This is a genomic window from Thiobacillus denitrificans DSM 12475 (genome assembly GCF_000376425.1).
Lineage (GTDB): Bacteria > Pseudomonadota > Gammaproteobacteria > Burkholderiales > Thiobacillaceae > Thiobacillus > Thiobacillus denitrificans.
On sequence record NZ_AQWL01000005.1, the window covers coordinates 1 to 16,818 of the forward strand.

A 16,818-nucleotide genomic window follows, 5' to 3' on the forward strand; every position below is an offset into this window, starting at 1 on the left:
TGTTGAGTTTCAGCAGGTTGTTCATGGCCGGTATGCGGGTCATGGGTGGCTGGTGGTTGATGGCCGAGTGTGGTCGATGCCAGTTGTAGCGGTGGATGAAGGGCTGCAAGGCGGCTTCCCGCTGGGCTGAACTCTCGTAAGGGCGTGCATACGCCCATTCCCGCAGGCTGGTCTGTACGAAGCGCTCGACCTTGCCGTTCGTCTTGGGTGTGTACGGCTTGGTGCGCAGATGGCGAATGCCCAGCTCCACGCACGCGGCCCGGAAGGCATTCTTGTACCCACTGCCGTTATCGGTCATTACACGGTCGATGCGCACACCCAGGCTCGCATAGTAGGCCACGGCCTCACGCAGAAACTGCACACAGCTCGTGGCGGTCTCGTCGGCTTTGATGCGGGCGAAGGACACCCGCGAGTGGTCGTCGATGGCCAGGTGCACGCTGTCCCAGCCGATACCGCGGCTGCGGTGCTGGCGCTGGCCGGTGATGCGATGTCCGATGCCATCGATCCGCCCCAGGCGCTTGGTGTCGATGTGCAGCAATTCGCCAGGCGTCGCCCGTTCGTAGCGCACGACCGGCTCGACGGGGTCGAGTGATTTCAGGCGTGCCAGCCCGATCCGGCGCAGATGGCGACTGACCGATGCCAGGCTGTTTCCCGTCTCGGCAGCAATCCGCCATTGCGGCCAACGCTGGCGTCGTAGCGACTCCCAGTACTCTTTCCGTTCCGGAGGAATGGCGTGCGGGCAACGCCGAGGACGTGAACTGCGGTCTGCCAGGCCGGCTTCACCTTCCTCCCGGAAACGCGCCAGCCATTTGAACCCGGTGCGTTGACTGACGCCGGCAGCCTCGCTGGCTTCCCGCACTGTCCAGCCCTCTTCGGTCACCCGTTTCACCAACAGGGCTCGACCTTTGGCCGTCAATCTCGCATGCTTATGGCTGTTCATCCGTACTCCTGAGATGGGGGTTGCTGTCTCGACAACACCAGCTTCCCAGATCAGATACGGATGAACAACCTACTGAAACATCACAACTAGGCCACGACCGGGGTGAGCCGAAAGACACCCCCATGAAACTGCATCGGCACGCCCGCCCTGACGCCGGCGTGTCGTCGTCGGCTGCACCGATCGCGAACTCCGACACGCGTGAGCGCCTGCGCGCGGTGCTCGACACACCGGCTGATTTACCAGCCTTGCGGACGCAGCATCGTCTTCGCGGCCCTGGTTCGCAGGAACGCCTGCGTCATATTGCTTGGCCGCCCGCCCTGGCATGGCAGCAGCAAACACTGGCCATCAGCATTCAGTGTCCGGCTGTGTGCGCCGGCCAGCTCCGCGCGTGTCGGCGACGGGCCTGGTCCCGACAGGCATGAGTGCTTCGACGCGATGCAATCGAAGGAGGTACTGACGGGATGCGGATGTAGATGCTGGCGCCCGAGATGCCGAACCAGAAGAAGACAAACAGGAGGTGGCCTTGGATTTCAGATTGCTGCGTTACTTCGTCGCAGTTGCGGAAGAACTGCATCTGGCCCGTGCAGCCGAGCGTCTGGGCATCGAGCAGTCGCCTGTGTCGCGTGCGATGCGCGACCTGGAAAGCCAGCTTGGCGTGCAGTTGTTCGACCGCAGCACACGCCTGACGCGGCTGACCTGGGCCGGCCAGGTGTTCCTCGGCGAATGCCGGCGCGTGATGGCCACCGTGGAGCAGGCAGTCAAGAGCGCCAAGGCGGCGGCACAGGGCTACCAGGGCCATCTGCGCATCGCCATCTGCGACAGCCTGGCGCAGCCCCGCATCGCCACCCTGCTGGCACGCAGCCGTGAGGAGGAGCCCGAGCTGGAGATTCGCGTCTTCGAGCTGCCGTTCGCGCAGCAGCTCAAGATGCTGCACGACGATCTGCTGGACATCGGCTTTGCGTTGTCAAACGCGGTGCATGATGGCCTCGTCGCCGAGCCGGTGTGGACCGACCCGCTGTCGGTGATCGTGCCCGCACGCCATCCCTTGCTGGCACACGTGCAGGTGCCGCTGCCCGAAGCCTTGAAGTTTCCGCTGGTTCTGTGCCACCCCGAGGCGGGCTCCGGTTGCCGCCACCAGATTCAGGCGGTGCTGCAGGACACGAACATGCCGCTCAAGCTGGTGGACGAAGTGACCAGCCTGGGCGTGATGCTGACCCTGGTCGGCGCCGGCTACGGCATCGGCTTCGCCATCGCCTCGCAGGTGCAGACGCTACAGCGCCCGGACATCTCCATTCGTCCCCTGGCCGGCATCCCACCGATGCTCTCCACCTACCTGCTGCGCCGCCGGGGCGAACCCTCGGAGCCCATGAGGCGATTCATCGAGCGGGTGAAAGACGGGGCCGCGCCGGTCGATGATGAGCCGGTCCTTTGAGGACGCAGCTCGCCTGTCCGTTGCGGCCTGTGGCGTTATGTGCCGGTGGACAGATAGACTTCGGAATGAAATCCGATGCTCTGGCTGTTGATAGATGTGCTTGGCTCGCTTTGGATCACCCGCAACGGCCTGCGTTGACCAGGCCGAAGACTTGAGTCCACAATCGAGTCCATTCCGTGACGCCTGGATCGGAAAAAACGTTCGTAATAAACGAGTTAGCGACCGGGTGCTGTTCCCTTCGCCCGCTCCAGAAACACGTCATCCGCAGCCTTAATGCCGGACCGGCTTCGGCTCAACAATTTCCTCCCTTTGGCCGTTATTGCAGCAAGGCCATGAATACCCAGTCCACAGTTTCCGCTCCTGTCGCCCTGCTACGCGAAGCCGATGCGCGCATGGCGCAGGCGCTGGACAACTTTTTTCAGCGCAGCCGTATTCCAATCCAGGACGCCATTTTGCGCGCCGTAGCGGCACAGCCGACACCGTCGACCATGGCGATCGGGCAAACCTGCCTGGATTGGCTCAACGCGCACCCTGACGTGCTGTCCACGGCGTTTGCCGAGCAGTTCCGCCACCATCTCGCCCGGCCCGAGACATTTACCCGGCGCCATGACAGCCGCCCGGCCGAACTGCAACTGCTGGACGACGACATGCTCAAGCGGCAGCTGGCGGAGGCAAAGACCGCGGCCCTGCTGACCGACCCCCTGCGCGCCGAGATGCTGCTGCTGTTCGGTCGCATACAGGCATTGCAGCGAGCGGCATCGGAAGATCCGGGCCATGCTGACGGCTACGGCCCGCTTCAGGTCATGCGTGCCTTGTCGCGCGCACTCGATGCACAGGGGATCGACTCCCCGTGCGGCACTTTCCTGCTCCAGTGTGTGACCGCTCCTCTGCTTGACACGCTGAAGCATACATACGCGGCACTGAATCAGTTTCTGGAGACGCAGGGCATTCAGGGACTGTTCGTCCCCTCCACGCCCCCTGCTCCCTTCACGGATCCTGCCCCCGCCTCACCGCAGAGAACCACGACCGATGCCGGAGAGAAGGTTCTGACACACATTCGGTCGATTGCCGCGCGTGCAAGTGAAACCGCCTCTTCCGGCGCGCCCTCTTCCGCAGGTGCCCCGCCATTCCCCGACATGCCGCACCGGCTGGTTGACCGCCTGGCGGACTGGCCGGCCGCTCTGTCACCGCTCCCGGGCGCCCCGCAGACGGGTGAAGCGGCCGCGCCGCTGCTGCGGCAATTGCAGCAGAAGGTACGCCATAGCGGAACGGGCGCATTTGACCTTGCAGTCCTGGATGCCCTGGCGGGGCTGTTCGAATACATCCTTGACGACCCCGGCATATCGCCGCGTTACAAGGCCGAAATTGCCCACCTGCAAATCCCGGCGCTCAGGGTCGCGCTCGTCTCGCCCGATTTTTTCAGTGACGACGGCCATCCGGCACGCCAGTTGATTGATCTGCTGGGATTGTTCTCGCGCCGTTTTCCCGAACACGATCCCTCGCACCTGCTCGCACTCGAACAAATCCAGGCCGCCTGCGCCGCTATCCACAGCGACCCTGATCACGCTACCGAGACATTTGCGCATGCGCACGGTAGGCTGGCCACCTGGCTGGCCGACGCCGACACACATCTCAAATCCGGGCTGGTTCCGGATGTCATGCATCTGGAGCAGATCGAACGCCAGGAACTGGGCACCCTGCTGGCGCTGGAAAACCTGCATGACCTGACCGAGCGCCATCCTGCCCCGGAATCGGTATTGCGGCGGCTGGAAAACGCCTGGGTACCCCACATGGCGTCGCTGTATGTAGCCGAAGCAGGCGAAGGCCCTGACTGGCGGGCCGCCTGCGCGACGTTGCTGCAGCTTTTTCTCAGCCTGCAGGCGCCCGACGACGATGCCGCGCGCGAACTCCGCCTGCAATCGATTCCCCGCATCAACGCCGAATTGCGCCGCGGCTTGCTGGCGCAAGGTGCCGCCCCCGCCCAACTGAAAGACTTTTTCAGCGCCATCACCATGACCCAGGAATCCTGGATCCGTCCCGCCGGCGGTCAGCAGAACGCCGTGGCCAGCCCGTTTGTACCCGCGCATGTTTCACGGGCAGGAATCGAATCGCTTACCCGCCAGTTGCCGGCCACGCCCCCGAATGACCCCATCCTGAAGCAGGCCCAGCAACTGCTGGAAGGTGACTGGGTGGATTTCGATCCGCCATTCGAGGGGCTGGCGATCGCGCGCGTGGCCTGGGTCGGCGTGCACGGCTATCTGCTGTTTTGCGACCGCGAGGGCGAACAGCGTTTTTCACTCGATTGCGCCCGGCTCGCAGCGGAAATCCGTGCCGGACACGCGCAGATTCCGGAGCAGTCGCTCACGCGCAAGGCCATGCTGCGCCTCAAAATGCAGCTATCGGACGATTCCGGCTGAATTTACAATCTGGACACTCAAGTTTCTCCCCGGCCGGCCGATAAACCAGTTATGCGGTTGTGCGTCTAAGTACAGGCACAGTCGCCGACCACGAACAGGGCAAGCCCGCGCGAGACGGGGACGAAAGTTTCCGGTCTCGATATCCATGCCTTTCAGGGATTTCCCCACTGGCAGTCGAGACAGCGGGACCACCGGCAACCATCCGGTCATGCCCATTTCCCCGTTCCTGGCCGGCCAGCCGCCGATACCGCGAGGTGACCCATGGAGCGCGAGATGCCGGATAATTCAGTCGTAGTTAACCTCAATCAATTCGAACGTACACGCCGCGCGCAGGTCTCGAGCGAGATCCTGTCGATTCTGCATGGCAGCCGCGACCTGTTGATCGAGGGCGTGGCCCGCGTGCTGACACGGCAAGCCGAAGCGATGGAAAACACCCTGCTGGCGATGGCCGATCGTACGCCGCTGCTGGATACACGCAATACTTACTATGCTGCCCAGAGCATCCTCAACAAACAGACCAATGAATTGCTGAGCGCATGCAAGGAAGCGTATTGCCAGGCTTTCAGCAATTTCTCCCACAACCGCGAGAAAGCTGCCGGCAGCGAATTGATGGAATTGTCGCTGGTGGACGACCATGATTTTGAGATCACTCTGGCGGTCGACAAAGCCACCTCGCGTCTGCGTTACAACTGCGCCGAAGAGCTGGTCGCCCTGGATGCCCGCATCGCCCACCTGCTGGGCCGCACGGATCTGTCCGAGAACGACAACCCGCTCGGTCCGCGTGCGCTATGCGAAGCGCTGCTGGACGGCATCGCCAGCATGCAGCCGCAACAGGGTACACGGATCGTGCTGTTGAACCAGTTCGATCTGGTGCTGACCACGGAACTTGCCCACCTCTACCAGTCCATCAACCGTTTTCTGATCGACCATGGCATCCTGCCGGATCTCAAGATCGGGACGAAAAACCGCACGCAGAATACTGCCGCCACCGCAACTGGCACCACCTCGGCCAGCGCCCCCCCTGCCACGCAGGGCCAGACCGGCGGCGACATGTTCAGGCTGTTCGAGCAACTGGCCGGAGGCAGCGGACACGCATCGGCAGGGGCCGGAGGCTACGCTGGCGCACCCGCGGCTTTCGCCGGATTCAACCTGCTCGATTCGCTCGGCCAACTGCAATCCGGCACCATGATGCTGCCCGGCGGCGGTCGTTTCGAGCTGCCGCTGCTGGAAGCCGCCACCGTGCACAACGTGCTGCGCAGCCTGCAGCAAAGCCCGGTGATGCAGGCTGCAAGCCCACTCGATGCGGTTCTGGTGGATGCGGTCGCCATGCTGTTCGATGTGGTATTCGACGACGCCTCCATCCCCGACCGCCTCAAGGCGCAAATCGCGCGGCTACAGATTCCGGTGCTGAAGGCGGCCATGCTGGACTCCAACTTCTTCTCGCAGCAGAATCATCCGGTGCGCCGCATGCTGGATGCGATCGCCACGCTTGCCGTGCACCTGTCCGACAACGAGGCAGGCAATGCCAGGCTGGAAACCATCTCACAGGTGGTCAGCCGGGTACTCGACAGCTTCGAGCAGGACATCGCCATATTCGATTCCGCTGCCACGGAGCTGGAAGCAATAAGCGCCACTCTGGACGACACGCTGGAAAAAACGGTGGACGCCAGCCTGCAGGAGGATATTGCCCGGATCAGGCAATCCGAGCGTACCGAGCTTGCCCCCGTCATCGTCCACGATTTCATCAACCGCGCGCTCAGGGATCAACCGGTGGCGGATGCCGTGCGTGAATTCCTGCGGCGCGACTGGGCGCAGTTGCTGACCATGGATTATGTCGACGCAGGCGAGCAGGGCGCGCATTTCAACAGCCACGTCGAAACCATGCGCGAACTGGTGTGGAGCGTGCAGCCCAAGGCTGACATGGATGCGCGCCTGATGCTGGTACGCATTCTGCCCGGCTTGCTGAAACGCCTGCGCGAAGGCACCGCAGAAATCGCCCTGCCGCAAAAGCTGTCCGACCGCTTTTTCGCCACCCTGGTCATTCTGCACGCCAATGCAGTGCGTCCCAACGCCCAGCCAGTGCCACTGCCCGAAATCACGCCAGAAGAAATCGAAGCGCTGACGCCTGCCCCTGTGGCCGATACCGTCGCAGCACGCGTTTCCGAAGCCGAACCCGCGGTCCCCGAAGTGGAAGACGAGTTCAGCTTGCGCGCCCGCGCCTTGAACAAAGGCGACTGGGTGGAGTTCCATTACGACGATGGCACTTTCCGCTGGGCACGTCTGGGCTGGGTCAGTGGTATCCGCAACACCTATCTGTTCTCGGATCAGGACGGCATGAACAGCTTCTCCATCGGCCTGCACCGTCTGGCCGACAAACTGCGGCGCGGCGAAGCAGTGCTGGTCGAACGCAAATCCATCACCGAATCGGCATTCGGCAAGTTGATGAATCTATTCCGCCAGAAACTCAACCACGCCTGAGTGCACCGTTTCACCCATTGATTCGCCCTTTCACCCCGGCTACCCTGCCGGGGTGAAATCGTTTGCGTCCCGCATCATCCGCTGGCAGCGGCACCACGGCCGCCATACCCTGCCCTGGCAGACCAGCCGCAATCCCTACCCTATCTGGCTGTCTGAAATCATGTTGCAGCAGACCCAGGTCGCCACGGTCATTCCGTATTTCGTGCGCTTTGTGGCGCGCTTCCCCGATCTGCCCTCCCTGGCTGCGGCGCACGAGGACGAGGTGCTCGCGCTATGGAGTGGACTCGGCTACTACAGCCGTGCACGCAACCTGCACGCGGCTGCGCGCACCATCGTTGCCCAGGGTGGCGATTTTCCGGCCAGTCCCGGCGCCATCGCGCAGCTGCCGGGCGTTGGACGCTCGACCGCGGCGGCGATCGCGGCATTGGCTTTCGGCCAGCCTTGCGCCATCCTCGACGGCAACGTCAAACGCGTGCTGGCACGCCACGCTGGCATTGCCGGCTGGCCAGGCCACAAACAAACCGAAGCAGCGTTGTGGCAACTGGCCGAATCGTACCTGCCGCACACCGCCATCGAAGCCTACACCCAGGGCATGATGGACCTCGGAGCACTCGTCTGCACCCGCAGCCAGCCGGCCTGCGCAACCTGCCCGGTCAACACCGACTGCATCGCGCACACGCAGCACCGCACCGCCGAACTGCCGGCGCCGCGCCCCAAAAAGACGCTGCCTGAAAAGCAGGTGCAGATGCTGCTACTGTTCGATCGCGGCGAGCTGATGCTGGAAAAGCGCCCGTCGCACGGCATATGGGGCGGATTATGGAGCCTGCCCGAACTCGCCTTCGATGCCGATCCGGCCATACATTGCCGCAACCGCTTCGGTTTCACCGCGCTCACCCAGCAGGTGCTGCCGCAACTCAGCCACAGCTTCACCCACTTCAAACTGCATATCCGGCCGGTGCGGCTCCAGCTGATGCCGCGACACACCGACTCGCCCGGCCAGGCATGGTTGCCGCTGGCCGACGTACTCGATGCCGCCCTGCCCGCACCGGTCCGCAAACTGGTGACGCAACTCGATGGCAATTGAATCGTGCGCCTGCTGTGCGCTTTGCATTCGACATGCTATAAACCGGCAACTTGATACGAGCCTTTATGCTCAGTGATACACGCGCATTTTCTCTTCTGGCGGTTTTTGGCATTGACCATTCTGCTCAGCCCGCTTGCCGCAGCGGCTGGAATCATCGTCCATCCCAGCGTCGAAGGCCGCAGCATCAGCATCGTCAGCCTGCGCAACATCTACACCCTGCGCCAGACGCTATGGCCCAACCACCAGCCCATCGTGATTTTCGTCCTGCCGGATGACCATCCGGTGCACGAGGCCTTTGCCAAGGAAAAGCTCGGCCTCTATCCCTATCGACTGCGCCAGACCTGGGACCGCCTGAGCTTCAGCGGCATGGCCAGCGCCCCCATCGAAGTAAAAGACGAAAACGAAATGCAGGCACGCGTGCGTGCCACGCCCGGCGCAATCGGATACACAAGCAAGGACACAGGCCATGACGGCATCAAGATTCTCCGGCTGGAATAAGCTGCTGCTGAGCGGGCTGCTGGTGGCATCGTCCGCTTGGGCGGATCACTTGGCCGATTCCCGCTACCACATCCAGGGATTTGCAGCGCAAGGCCTGATCGGCAGCACCAACAACCAATTCTTTGGCGATAGCCGGGATACGGTCAGCGCCGATTTCACCGAAGCCGGCCTCCACGGTTCCTGGCAGCCGCTCGATGCCCTGCGCCTATCGGGTCAGATACTGTATCGCCGGGCGGGCGAAAGTGACCAGGATGGCGTGCGCCTGGATTACGTCCAGGCCGACTGGCAGTTTTATCAAACCGAAGTCACCCGGCTCGGCCTCAAGCTCGGCAAGGTCAAGCTCCCTTACGGCCTGTATAACGAGACGCGCGACGTGCCTTTTACCCGCCCCGGCATTCTGCTGCCGCAGTCGGTCTACGTCGACAACAGCCGCGATCTGCTGCTCGCCGCACCCGGCGTGTTTCTGCACGGCGCCAGCGCGCAGAAATACGGCGCGACCGACTTTATGCTGGGCTGGGTACGTCCCGATTTCGACAGCGAATCCGTGGATTACAGCTTCCTCGGCAACGTGCGGCCCGGCAGGCTGAAAGGCAAAGGCACCCTCGGTGCCCGGCTGCGCTGGGACACCCCGACCGATACCACCCTGATGCTGACCTACGCCGACGCCAAGGCCGATTACACCCCGGGCAGCATCGATGCCCTGGCGGCGGGCACCATGCAGTTCCGTAATCTGCTGGCAACCGTGCAACAGCGGTTCGACACCGTGACACTGACCGCCGAGTATGGCGAACCGCGGCTCGATCTGCGCGGCTTCGGCGCGCTGCCCGATACCCATCGGGTTATCCAGGCAGCCTACCTCCAGGGTGAGTGGCGTTTCCACCCGGCGTGGGAATTGATGCTGCGCCATGACCTCTTCCATCGTGACAAGCACGACAAAAGCGGCCGCCGGTTTGAGGCCGCCACCGGCCTGCCGGCACACGGCATGTTCGCCCGCGACTGGACGCTGGGGTTGCGCTGGGATGCCACGCCCAGCCTGATGCTGCGCGCGGAATATCACCGCGTGAACGGCACCGGCTGGCTGCCGGGCCCGGACAATCCCGATTTCCTCAGCCGCGAACAGCGCTGGAATATGTGGCTGTTGCAGGCGGCCTACCGTTTCTAGCCATGCGCCTCCCCGCTTTTCTCAGCCTGAAGTGGAAGCTGCTGCTGCCACTCACCCTGGCCATGGCGATCGGCACGATGGCGCTCACCTGGACCAACGACACCAACCTGCGCCGCGAAGTGCAGCAGACGCGGCTCGACAGTGCGACGCGCAACGAGGCGCTGCTGCGCTTCCTGATCCGGCAGAACGAGCGCCAGCTGGTGGATGCGGGCGCGGCGATGGCCGATTTTCTGGTGGCCAGCCGCAATAGTCCGATCGACAGGGAATCCGGTTTTGTGCTGCGGGCTTATTGGGAACAGCTGAGCCTCAACCACGGCTTTGAAAGCCTGCGCCTGTATGACGTCAGGCAACATTTGTTGACCGGCTTCGGCGACATGCCCACTACCGACGCCTTGATGGATTCCCAACTGGCGTCCGTACTGGCCACCGAACGCCCCGCCAGCGGCCTGCATTGTGCCGGGCGTTGCCTGTTCTACGGCATGGCGCCGGTGCTGCGCGGCGGCATCACCACGGGCGTGGTGGTGGTGGCAATGGACCTGTCGAGCCTGCTGAGCGCATTTGTCCAGAGCAGCGGACGCGATCTGGCCGTTGCCATCGACCGTCAACGCGCGCCCCAACTGCTCGCCACCACCACCCCGGATATCAAGGCCATGGTAAAGCAGGCGGATTTCACGCCGTATCCGCAGCGCCCGCAACTCGAATCCGCCTTGAGCCACATCGGCAGCAACGTATACGAATGGCAGAAACTGCAACCACTTGCCTCCGTGCCCGGCGCCCCCTATTTCATCGCGCGCAAGAACGTAACCGATGCGGAGCGCGCGATTGAACAGGCGTTTTTGACCAATCTGGTCACCGGCCTGACGGTCTTCCTGCTCGCCGAAGGCGTGCTGCTGGTTTCGCTTGCCTGGTTCATGCAGCGGATGAACCGCGTCAGCACCAGCCTGCCGCTGCTCGGCGAAGGCCGCTGGCACGACGCCCGTCAGCACCTGCAATTTCAGGACCAGTTGCCGCGCGACGAGCTCACCACGCTGGAGCATGCCGCGCTCGCCCTCGCCAGCCAGCTCGAATCGCTCGACACGGCCTCACGCAAGCAGCAAAACGATCTGGCCGAACTGGTCGACACCCTGTCGCATGAGCGGGACTTCAGTTCGGGCCTGCTGGACACGGCACAGGCACTGATCCTGACACAGGATCGACATGGGGCGATCCGCATGGCCAACCGCTACGTCGAAACGCTCACCGGCCTCACCGCAAACCAGCTGATCGGGCAGGATTATTTCACGCAGATGATCGCCCAGCAGGAGCGCCGCGACTGGCGCGCACGTCTGCTGGCGCACTTTGGCAGCGATCTCGCGCCGCTGCGGTTTGAAGCGCTCCTCGCCACCCCCGGCGGGCTGCGCAACATTGCCTGGGTGCATTCGCTGATCGGCCAGGAAAACGGCAACGAGCCGCTGATGCTGTCGGTGGGGCTGGACATGACCGAACTCAAGAGCGCGCAGGCACGCGCCAGTTATCTGTCCGACTACGACACGCTGACCGGCCTGTACAACCGCCAGGGCTTTCAACGCCGGCTGGCCCATGCGCTGACCGAGGCGGAAAGCGGCTCGCTGCTGCTGATCGACCTCGACGATTTCAAGGCGATCAACGATCTGGCCGGCCACAGCGCCGGCGATATGGTGATCCAGCATATGGCCGAGCGCCTGCGCGAACTCCGGCCAGCACCCAAACTGGCTGCCCGGCTGGGTGGCGACGAGTTCGCCCTGTTCTTCGAACCGCTGCCGGACGCGCAACTGCTGCAGACTGCGCGCCTGCTGTGCAAGGGCGACCGCGAGCGCCACATCGCCACCGCCTGCGTCGGCATCGCGATGACCCAGCCCAGCTGCAGCACGGAAAGCCTGCTTGGCCACGCCGACCTGGCGCTCTCGCAGGCGCGCGCCAAAGGCCGCTCCAACTGGCACCTGTACAACCCGGCCGACGGCACCCGCGAAAGCCTGCTCGACCGCACCGAGCAACTCGCCCTCATCACCGATGCCCTGCACGACAATCGGCTGGCGCTTTTCCTGCAGCCCGTGATGGCGATCCAGGCCGCGCAGGCCACGCACTACGAGGCGCTGCTGCGGGTGCGCATGCCCGACGGCCGGATTCTGCCGCCCGCCCCGCTGATCGCCGCAGCGGAAGCCTCCGGCCTCATCCGCGACATCGACCAGTGGGTACTGCAGCATGCCGTCGCACTGATTGCCGGCCGGCCGGGCCTGCGTCTGGCGGTCAACCTGTCCGCGCGCAGCCTGGACAACCCGGAATTGCCCGCGTTGCTGCAGGAAATGCTGCAGCAACAGGGCGTCAAGCCGCAACAGCTGATCCTGGAAATCACCGAAACAGCGGCCCTCAACCAGCTGACGCACGCCGAAATCCTGCTCACCGGCATCCGCGCGCTAGGCTGCAAGCTGGCGCTGGACGATTTCGGCGTCGGCTTTTCCACCTTCCAGTACCTGAAGCACCTGCCGGTGGATTTCGTCAAGATCGACGGTTCCTTCATCCGCACGCTGGATCACAGCGAGGACGACCGGCTGTTCGTGAAAGCCCTGGTCGACGCGATACACGGTTACGGCAAGCTGGCGGTGGCGGAATACGTCGAGAACCAGGCCATTCTTCAGTGGGTGAAGGAACTTGGCGTGGATTATGCCCAGGGCTACCACTTCGGCAGGCCGCAGGAGGCCGACACGGTGCTCGCTGGCTGATTGCGGATGCGGTGCTATACCTAACAGCAGGAACGTTCCCGTAACAGGAGGTTGGCATGAAAACGCAAGACGATGCGTCCGGTCCCGCCATTTTCGACCCCGACGGTTTTCTGATCGACCCGGCCATGTGGAGCGAGAGCCTGGCCGACCGCATTGCCCAGACCGACGGCCTGAGCAATCTCAGTGAATTGCAACTGAGCCTGCTGTACACCTTGCGGCACGAGTTTTCCAAACATGGCAGCGTGACCGCGCTCAGCCATATCTGCCATCTCAGCGGACAAGACCCGGACTGCATGCAACACCTGTTCTCCAACCCGCGCGAGGCCTGGCGGCTGGCAGGGCTCCCCAATCCGGGCGAGGAAGCCAAAACCTATCTTTAAAGCAACACGGCGGTGCGACAATGACGAGATGAGTTCTACCCCTCCTTCCCTCCATCCCGACGTCTGCCTGCTGTGCGAACCCATCGTCGGCGCCTTCGGACTGCCGGCCGACACCCCGTTCGTCAGCATCAAGGGCGATCCTTCCCTGCGTGAAACCGTACCGCTGCGCCCGCGCCAGCACTCGCGTCTGGACCAGATTGCCGGCGAAGTGCTGCAAACCTGCGCCGCCCTGCTGCGCGACACCGGGGTCTATGCGATTTACATCGGTTTCAACAGCTCGGAAGTGCGCACCGAATCGATCTTCAACCCGTTTGCCTATGAGGTGCACGACGCCGAGGACCTGGTGAAACCCGGCTACACCGCGCGGCATTTCGTGACCGTGCCGTACGACGAAAAAGTCCGCACCATTGCCTGGGTCCGCGCGATGATCCAATCGGGTCCTCTGCGCCATTACTTGCCAGCCCACTGGCTGAAGCTGATGGACGCGGGAAGCGCCGGTTGGCAGCCGCTGGCTGCCGAGCGCATCGGCGAAATCGTGCACAGTTTCAACGTGCTGCGCGGCATCGAGGGCTACTACCTGCGCAATGCCGCGATTTCGTTGTCCGAAGGCATCGTGCGCGCGTCCTACAATTGCGATGGCACCTACATCGTGCGGGCGGATTACTTCCCCGAGTTCGTGCGCATCAACACGCCCTGATCCCGGCGCACCCGCAGGCAGCCGCGCTAATCCAGCGGCGTATCGATATAGGCCCTGCCCTCCGGACAGCCGGAGTTGTAATGCCTGTGCCCTGCCCGGGCAAAGGCCAGCGGGCGCCCGGGCTCGCCGCTGGCCGGATGGCGCTCGAAATAGACGCGCACCTCGCGCAGCATCGGGCGACGCTTGGCAGGGATTGGCGTACGCGGGGTGCTGCAATCGAAAGTGACGGCATCCTTCAGCGCCGGATCGGCCCTGGCCAGCGACGCACGCAAGGCCGCCAGGCTGACTTCACGGCCCATGTGGCGCGCGATTTCGCCGCCGATCGCCCGATTGACGCGCTCGGTCAGCGTAGCCGAGGCGGCGAAATAGTCCGCCTCGCGCAGCCCCGAGCAGCTGCCGTGCTTGGCCCACTGGTAGCGGTCCAGGCAGTCCACCGTTGCCGGCATCGCCCGCCCCAGCTGCGCACGCGTCTCCGCCGGCAGCCGCACCACGGGCAGCCGGCAAAACGGGCCCGCCACTTCGCCGCCGCAATACACCGGATGCGGCCGGTCGGCGCGGTTCGGCCACAACCCGTGCAGCGTCAGCGGTAGCGCCTTGAAGCCTGCCTCCGACAGGTTCCGGCATTGCGCAAACCGTTTCTTGCGCTGCGGCTCGTCCTCGCAAAACGCGGGGGCCACGCTCAAGGCCAGCAGGTAATAATCGAAACGCGCGGGCTCGGCACCGCTTGCCAGCGGCAGCAACGCCAGCACGCTGGCCATCCATTTCCATTGCATGTCAGTCTCCCCGGATGGCCGCATCGTGCCATAAGAGCGGGGCTGCGCATCGCCCGGAATCCGGTAAAATCCAGACTTTCCATTTGCTCAAGAAAGCCACACCATGTCCATGGCCGACCGCGACGGCGTCATCTGGTACGACGGCAAGCTCGTCCCCTGGCGCGACGCCACCACCCACGTCCTCACCCATACCCTGCACTACGGCATGGGCGTCTTCGAGGGGGTGCGCGCCTACAAGGCCGAGCAGGGCACGGCGATTTTCCGCCTGCAGGAGCATACCGACCGGCTGTTCCGCTCCGCCCACATCCTCGGCATGAAGCTGCCGTTCGACAAGGCCGCGATTTCCGAAGCGCAGCGCACCGTGGTGCGCGAGAACAAGCTCGAATCCGGCTACCTGCGCCCGATGGCCTTCTTCGGCTCCGAAGCGATGGGCATCTCGGCGAAGAACCTGTCGGTGCACGTCATCGTCGCCGCCTGGCCGTGGGGCGCCTACCTCGGCGCCGAGGCGCTGGAGAACGGCATCCGCGTGAAGACCAGCTCGTTCTCGCGCCACCATGTCAACATCACCATGTGCAAGGCCAAGGCCAACGGCAACTACATGAACTCCATCCTCGCGCACAAGGAAGCCGAGACGGACGGCTACGACGAGGCGCTGCTGCTGGACGTCGACGGCTTCGTCGCCGAAGGCTCCGGCGAGAATTTCTTCATGGTGCGCAACGGCAAGCTCTACACGCCGGACCTCACCGCCGCGCTGGAAGGCATCACCCGCGACACCATCGTTCAGCTGGCCAGCGAAATCGGCCTGCAGGTGATCGAGAAGCGCATCACCCGCGACGAAGTCTACTGCGCCGACGAAGCCTTCTTCACCGGCACCGCGGCCGAGGTCACGCCGATCCGCGAACTCGACAACCGCGCCATCGGCGAAGGCACGCGCGGCCCCATCACCGCAAAACTGCAGGCGATGTATTTCGACTGCGTCCATGGCCGCGCGCCGGCGCACACCGGCTGGCTCGCCCCGGTCAAGTAAACGGAGCCCGGCATGAGCGAACGGCACGACAACACGCAGCGCGTCATCGAGGTCACCGAAGCCGACCTGCCCCTGCATTGCCCGATGCCGCAGCAGACCGACTGGAATGCCCACCCGCGCGTCTATCTTTCGATCGAATCGCGCGGCGATGCGCTCTGCCCCTACTGCGGCACGCTCTATCGCCTGAAAGGCAAACCCAGCAGCGGCCATCACTGAAAACGAAGACCCGCCGGCCTGGCGCATATAAAACTCCGCACGCCTGTCGATATCGCAACACCGTACCGGCCTCGATCCCGTCCGGGGATGAATGAGCGGGATGCTCCAGGCTACCCCCTCGCCCTCTGTCGCCGGGCAAATTCCTTGCCGAGCTTCACGCCTGGCTTGCTGGAACAGAATTTGCTGCTTGCCGGGCACTAAATTTCTGTCGGGGGGGATATGGGTATTGCAAAAATCGGCCGGGGTCTGGCCGCCTGCGCTACGGGCTTGACGATGGGTCTGCCCGCCAGCGCAGCTGTCATTTACCAAACCGACTTCCAGTCGGGCGTCGGCAGCGAATGGTCGCACACGATCACCCAGAATGCGCCGACACCATACGACTTCGGCCCGCGCACCTTTCTGGGCGAATTCGGCAATGAAACGATCACGCTTTCGCTAGCGGATTTGGGCTGGCACAGCGGCATACAGCTCGACTTCGACCTCTACCTGATCCGCTCGTGGGACGGCAGTTCGGGAGGAGCCGCGCTTTACGACTATGGCAACGACATATTCAAGGTGGCCACATCGGGCGGCCTCACCTTGCTGGAAGCCACCTTCAGCAACGGCAACCCCGCAGGCCAGACCTTCGGCCCCGCCGCCAACAATCCGGCCTATACCGGTGCCGCCGAGTCCTATTCGCTGGGCTACGTATTCGATGACGGCATCCTGGGAATTTCCCAGGTCATGGACTCGGTCTATCGCTTCAGTTTCAACTTTACCCACGGCGACAGTCTGCTGGCCTTCGATTTCAGCGGTATCGGCCTGCAGGGGCTGGAAGACGAAAGCTGGGGACTGGATAATGTCCGGGTTTCATTACTCGGTGGCCAGTCCGCGGCCATACCGAATCCATCCGTGCTGCCGCTGCTCGGGGCGGGATTGATCGGCATGCTGTGGGCACGCCGCAACCGCTCCCCATCGTAAGAAACAGGGCGCGACA

14 protein-coding genes are annotated in these 16,818 nt (G+C 63.6%); 12 read left to right on the top strand and 2 right to left on the bottom strand.

Features of this window, described 5'->3' with window-relative positions; translation table 11 throughout:
- On the bottom strand, window positions 1–940 hold a 940-nt coding region (locus B059_RS0108755), incomplete at its 3' end, for an IS481 family transposase (RefSeq protein ID WP_018077867.1).
- A gap of 523 nt (window positions 941–1,463) precedes the next feature.
- Between B059_RS0108755 and B059_RS0108760 the strand changes: the two genes are divergently transcribed.
- The 9 genes from B059_RS0108760 (at window position 1,464) to B059_RS0108800 (ending at window position 13,826) form a co-directional block, all read left to right on the top strand.
- Window positions 1,464–2,372, top strand: a complete 909-nt coding sequence (locus B059_RS0108760; protein ID WP_018077868.1) for a LysR family transcriptional regulator — start codon at window positions 1,464–1,466, stop codon at window positions 2,370–2,372.
- 332 nt (window positions 2,373–2,704) lie between these two features.
- Entirely contained in the window at window positions 2,705–4,789 is a 2,085-nt protein-coding gene (locus B059_RS0108765; RefSeq protein WP_018077869.1) for a DUF1631 family protein, read from the top strand.
- 273 nt (window positions 4,790–5,062) lie between these two features.
- Entirely contained in the window at window positions 5,063–7,267 is a 2,205-nt protein-coding gene (locus tag B059_RS0108770) for a DUF1631 domain-containing protein (RefSeq protein WP_018077870.1), read from the top strand.
- 52 nt (window positions 7,268–7,319) lie between these two features.
- Entirely contained in the window at window positions 7,320–8,351 is a 1,032-nt protein-coding gene (gene mutY, locus B059_RS0108775) for an A/G-specific adenine glycosylase (protein WP_018077871.1), read from the top strand.
- 111 nt (window positions 8,352–8,462) lie between these two features.
- Window positions 8,463–8,849, top strand: coding sequence for a type 2 periplasmic-binding domain-containing protein (locus tag B059_RS0108780; protein ID WP_018077872.1), 387 nt, complete (start codon window positions 8,463–8,465; stop codon window positions 8,847–8,849).
- Window positions 8,818–10,011: a TonB-dependent receptor gene (locus tag B059_RS0108785; RefSeq protein ID WP_018077873.1), complete on the top strand. Its 1,194-nt coding sequence runs from the start codon at window positions 8,818–8,820 to the stop codon at window positions 10,009–10,011. Before B059_RS0108780 ends, B059_RS0108785 begins: the two co-directional genes overlap by 32 nt.
- Before the next feature lie 2 nt (window positions 10,012–10,013).
- Window positions 10,014–12,749 (top strand): bifunctional diguanylate cyclase/phosphodiesterase, encoded by a 2,736-nt coding sequence (locus B059_RS0108790; RefSeq protein WP_018077874.1) that lies wholly within the window; start codon window positions 10,014–10,016, stop codon window positions 12,747–12,749.
- 56 nt (window positions 12,750–12,805) lie between these two features.
- Window positions 12,806–13,129 (top strand): TusE/DsrC/DsvC family sulfur relay protein, encoded by a 324-nt coding sequence (locus B059_RS0108795; protein ID WP_018077875.1) that lies wholly within the window; start codon window positions 12,806–12,808, stop codon window positions 13,127–13,129.
- Window positions 13,130–13,157: 28 nt separating this feature from the next.
- Window positions 13,158–13,826 (top strand): hypothetical protein, encoded by a 669-nt coding sequence (locus B059_RS0108800; protein ID WP_018077876.1) that lies wholly within the window; start codon window positions 13,158–13,160, stop codon window positions 13,824–13,826.
- Window positions 13,827–13,852: 26 nt separating this feature from the next.
- Here the strand turns inward: B059_RS0108800 and B059_RS0108805 are convergent, their stop codons facing one another.
- Window positions 13,853–14,599: a ribonuclease T2 family protein gene (locus tag B059_RS0108805; protein ID WP_245538765.1), complete on the bottom strand. Its 747-nt coding sequence runs from the start codon at window positions 14,597–14,599 to the stop codon at window positions 13,853–13,855.
- 103 nt (window positions 14,600–14,702) lie between these two features.
- Here B059_RS0108805 and B059_RS0108810 point away from each other — a divergent pair, with 103 nt between their 5' ends.
- From B059_RS0108810 to B059_RS0108820, 3 genes are all read left to right on the top strand, one after another.
- On the top strand, window positions 14,703–15,626 hold the full coding sequence (locus tag B059_RS0108810; protein ID WP_018077878.1) for a branched-chain amino acid transaminase: 924 nt from the start codon (window positions 14,703–14,705) through the stop codon (window positions 15,624–15,626).
- A gap of 12 nt (window positions 15,627–15,638) precedes the next feature.
- A complete protein-coding gene (locus tag B059_RS0108815) occupies window positions 15,639–15,842 on the top strand; it encodes a zinc-finger domain-containing protein (protein WP_018077879.1) in 204 nt (67 codons plus the stop codon).
- A gap of 219 nt (window positions 15,843–16,061) precedes the next feature.
- A complete protein-coding gene (locus B059_RS0108820) occupies window positions 16,062–16,802 on the top strand; it encodes a hypothetical protein (protein WP_157273658.1) in 741 nt (246 codons plus the stop codon).
- Window positions 16,803–16,818: the final 16 nt, after the last annotated feature.